Below are 3,465 nucleotides of genomic sequence, written 5' to 3'. Positions count from 1 at the left end.
CCATGTTGAACAGGGTGCCCAGCGCATTGTCCTGACGCAGCTGGACGATGGCGTGCGATTTCACCAGGCGGTCGCGCGGGTTGGTCAGGCCGACGGGCTTCATCGGACCGTGGCGCAGGGTCTCGCGGCCGCGTTCGGCCATGACCTCGATCGGCAGGCAGCCGTCGAAATAGGGGACGTGTTCCCAGTCCTTGAACTCGGCCTTGGGACCGCTCAGCAGGGCGTCGATGAAGGCGTCGTATTCGGCCTTGTTCATCGGGCAGTTGACATAGGCGGCGGCGTCGCCGCCGGGGCCTTCCTTGTCGTAGCGGGACTGACGCCAAGCGATGTCGAAATCGATGCTGTCGGCGTGGACGATGGGGGCGATGGCGTCGAAGAAGCTCAGGGATTCCTCGCCCGTCGCCTTCAGGATGGCGTCGGCCAGGGCGGGCGAGGTGAGGGGGCCGGTGGCGACGATGACATTGTTCCAGTCCTCGGGCGGCAGGCCGGCGATCTCCTCGCGCACGACGGTGACCAGAGGGTGGGACTGAAGTTTTGTCGTCACGGCCTGGGAGAAGGCGTCGCGGTCGACGGCCAGGGCCCCGCCTGCGGGCACCTGATTGATGTCGCCGCAGGCCATGATGATGGAATCGAGCGCCCGCATCTCCGCATGTAGCAGGCCGACGGCATTGTGCTCCCAGTCGTCGGATCGGAAGGAGTTGGAACAGACCAGCTCGGCCAGGCCGTCGGTGTGATGGGCGTCCGTCTTGACGCCGGGCACGCCGCGCATCTCGTGCAGGATCACGGGCACGCCAGCTTGCGCGATCTGCCAGGCGGCCTCGGACCCGGCCAGGCCGCCGCCGATGACATGAATGGATTGTGGAGAAACCGTCATGTTGCGGCTTCTAGCGGTGCGGGGTCGGGTTCGCTAGGCTGGCGGCAACGAGGGGGCCAGTTCCATGACGTTTTCAGCGACCGATGCGGCATTCGAGGGCTTTCGGGTCGTCAGGCGCGCGCCGTTGAGCCTGGTGTTCTGGGCGCTGTTCTATGTCGCGGTGATGGCGCTGGCCTTCGCCATGATGGGACCGTCGCTGGCCAGCGCCATGGCGGCGGCGGAGCGGCTGGAATCGGTGGGCACGCCGACGCTCGACGACTTCATGCCGATCATGAACTCCTTTGGCCTGGTCTTCAGCATCCTGTTGCCGGTCAGTCTGCTGTCCAGCGCGGTGATGTCTGCCGCCATCGCGCGGTCGGTGCTTTACCCGACGCAGAAGGCACTGGGCTATCTGAGATTCGGGGCGGATGAGTTGCGGGTGCTGGCCGTCTCGGTGGCTCTGGGGATCATCTTCATCGTGCTGATGGGCCTGATCTGGGGCATGACGTTCGCCTTGGGGGCCGCCGCCGTGAACACGCCGGTGCTGTGGCTGATCGTCGTGGTCTTCTTCCTCGTGGCCTGGGCGGCCTTCATCTGGCTGCTGGTGCGGCTCAGCCTGGCAGTGCCGATGACGCTGGCCGAGAAGCGGATCGTCCTGTTCGACTCCTTCAGGCTGACCAAGGGCCATCTGTGGCCGCTGATCGGGATGGCGATCATCGCGGGGGTCATGAGCTTTGTCGTCAGCATGCTGGGGTCGCTGATCTTTCTGCCAATCCAGATGACGACGGGCGGGATGGAGACGCTGGCGACGGTCGAAGGACTGAACCTGTTCGGCATGTTGCAGCAGGCCTGGCCAGCCATTCTGGCCTATGTCGTCATCAATGCGGTGATCTCGGCGCTACAGGTGGCGGTGATCTATGCGCCGTTCTCGGCGGCGTATCGCGACATCGCCGGGCGGACGGGACCGGGACTGGCCGAAACCTTCGGCTGATTTTTCAGGGACGAACAGGGGGCTGACGTCATGAAGGGCATTGAACTCTACGCACCGCGCGAGCCGCATCATCGGCGGACGTGGACATGGGCGGCGATCGTGCTGGCGCTGGTGTTCATCGTCGGCGGGCAGCTGCTGGGGATCATCCCGGCGCTGATGACGGGCTTCATCGGCCCGGACGGGGCGACGGACCGCTGGGATCAGCTGGCCTATGTGCTGTTCGCGACCTTCGGCTGCGGGGCTGTGCTGGTCTTCCTGTGGGTCCGGTTCTTCGAGCGGCGGTCGCTGGCGACGATAGGGTTCAATGCCGATGGGTTGAAGCGGTTTGCGCGCGGCTATGCGATCGGGCTGGGGTTCCTGCTGGCGGCGGTCGGGATCATCTGGGCCCTGGGCGGCTATTCGGTCGAGGCGGGCGGGGCGTTCCAGAGCGCGGCCGTCGGGGCGGCGCTGGTGCCGATCGTCGTGCTGCTGCTGGGCTTCATCGTCCAGGGATCGACGGAGGAAATCTTCTTTCGCGGTTGGTTGATGCAGCTGATCGCGTCTCGGCACGGGCTGTGGCTGGCGATCGCGATCAACTCCGTGCTGTTCGGCCTGATGCACGGGGCGAACATTCCGCCGTCGAGGGAACTGTTCATGGGCCTGCTGAACATCGCCCTGTTCGGCGTGTTCATCAGCCTGTACGCCGCGCGCGAAGGTTCGCTGTGGGGGGTCTGCGGCTGGCATGCGGCGTGGAACTGGCTGCTGGGGCTGGGCTTCGGGCTGGAGGTGTCGGGCCAGGTGGTGGACGCCAAGCCGCTGATCGTCGATCTGACCACGCGCACCGAGGTGCCGTGGTGGATCACGGGTGCCGCCTTCGGCCCTGAGGGCAGCGTGGTTGTCACCGCCCTGCTGCTGGTCGGGTCGGTAGTGCTGATCGTGCGCGGCAAGACGCGGGATTATGGCGTGCCGGGTCAACCCGACACAGCCGAGACCTTCGACTAGGCGTCCGCCTTCGCCTTGGTGCGCGGCTTTTTGGCTGCGGCCTTGGGAGCCGGAGCGCCGAGCGCCGCCACGCGCGCCTTGCGGCGGGTTTCGTGCCGCTCCAGCACCTCCTTGAGGTATTTGCCGGTCCAGCTCTTGGCATTGGCCGCGACCTGTTCAGGGGTGCCGACCGCAACGATCTCGCCCCCGCCGTCGCCGCCTTCGGGGCCGAAGTCGAGCAGGTAGTCGGCCACCTTGATGACATCCAGATTGTGCTCGATGACGACGATGGTGTTGCCGTTCTCGACCAGCTCCTGAAGCACCTCCAGCAGCTTGCGCGTGTCCTCGAAATGCAGGCCCGTCGTGGGTTCGTCGAGGATGTAGAGGGTCTTGCCGGTCGCGCGCTTCGACAGTTCCTTGGACAGCTTGACCCGCTGGGCCTCGCCGCCGGACAGGGTCGTCGCCGACTGGCCGACCTGGACATAGCCCAGGCCGACGCGCTCCAGCGTCAGCATCTTGTCGCGGATCGACGGGACGGCGTTGAAGAAGCGCGCGGCCTCCTCGACCGTCATGTCCAGGACGTCGGATATGCTCTTGCCCTTGAAGACGATCTCCAGCGTCTCGCGGTTGTAGCGTTTGCCCTTGCAGACATCGCAGGTGA

3 protein-coding genes and 1 pseudogene are annotated in these 3,465 nt (G+C 65.8%); 2 read left to right on the top strand and 2 right to left on the bottom strand.

Going from position 1 to position 3,465, the window contains the following annotated elements; all coding sequences use genetic code 11:
- Positions 1 to 874 (bottom strand): methylenetetrahydrofolate--tRNA-(uracil(54)-C(5))-methyltransferase (FADH(2)-oxidizing) TrmFO (gene trmFO / locus JHC81_RS14095; RefSeq protein ID WP_292175727.1); only part of this gene is annotated, 874 nt, incomplete at its 3' end.
- 64 nt (positions 875 to 938) lie between these two features.
- Between trmFO and JHC81_RS14090 the strand changes: the two genes are divergently transcribed.
- Both JHC81_RS14090 and JHC81_RS14085 read left to right on the top strand, forming a co-directional pair.
- Complete coding sequence (locus JHC81_RS14090; protein WP_292175726.1) at positions 939 to 1,844, top strand: hypothetical protein; 906 nt, start codon at positions 939 to 941, stop codon at positions 1,842 to 1,844.
- A 30-nt stretch (positions 1,845 to 1,874) separates the two neighbouring features.
- Positions 1,875 to 2,825 (top strand): type II CAAX endopeptidase family protein, encoded by a 951-nt coding sequence (locus JHC81_RS14085; RefSeq protein ID WP_292175724.1) that lies wholly within the window; start codon positions 1,875 to 1,877, stop codon positions 2,823 to 2,825.
- On the opposite strand, the pseudogene JHC81_RS14080 reads toward JHC81_RS14085, so the two are convergent.
- Positions 2,822 to 3,465, bottom strand: a pseudogene (locus JHC81_RS14080) (excinuclease ABC subunit A); the annotation flags it as partial. The gene JHC81_RS14085 and the pseudogene JHC81_RS14080 overlap by 4 nt on opposite strands.

Origin of the sequence: Brevundimonas sp. (assembly GCF_016463295.1) — a bacterium.
GTDB lineage: Bacteria > Pseudomonadota > Alphaproteobacteria > Caulobacterales > Caulobacteraceae > Brevundimonas.
This window is presented reverse-complemented; position numbering and strand designations above follow the sequence as displayed.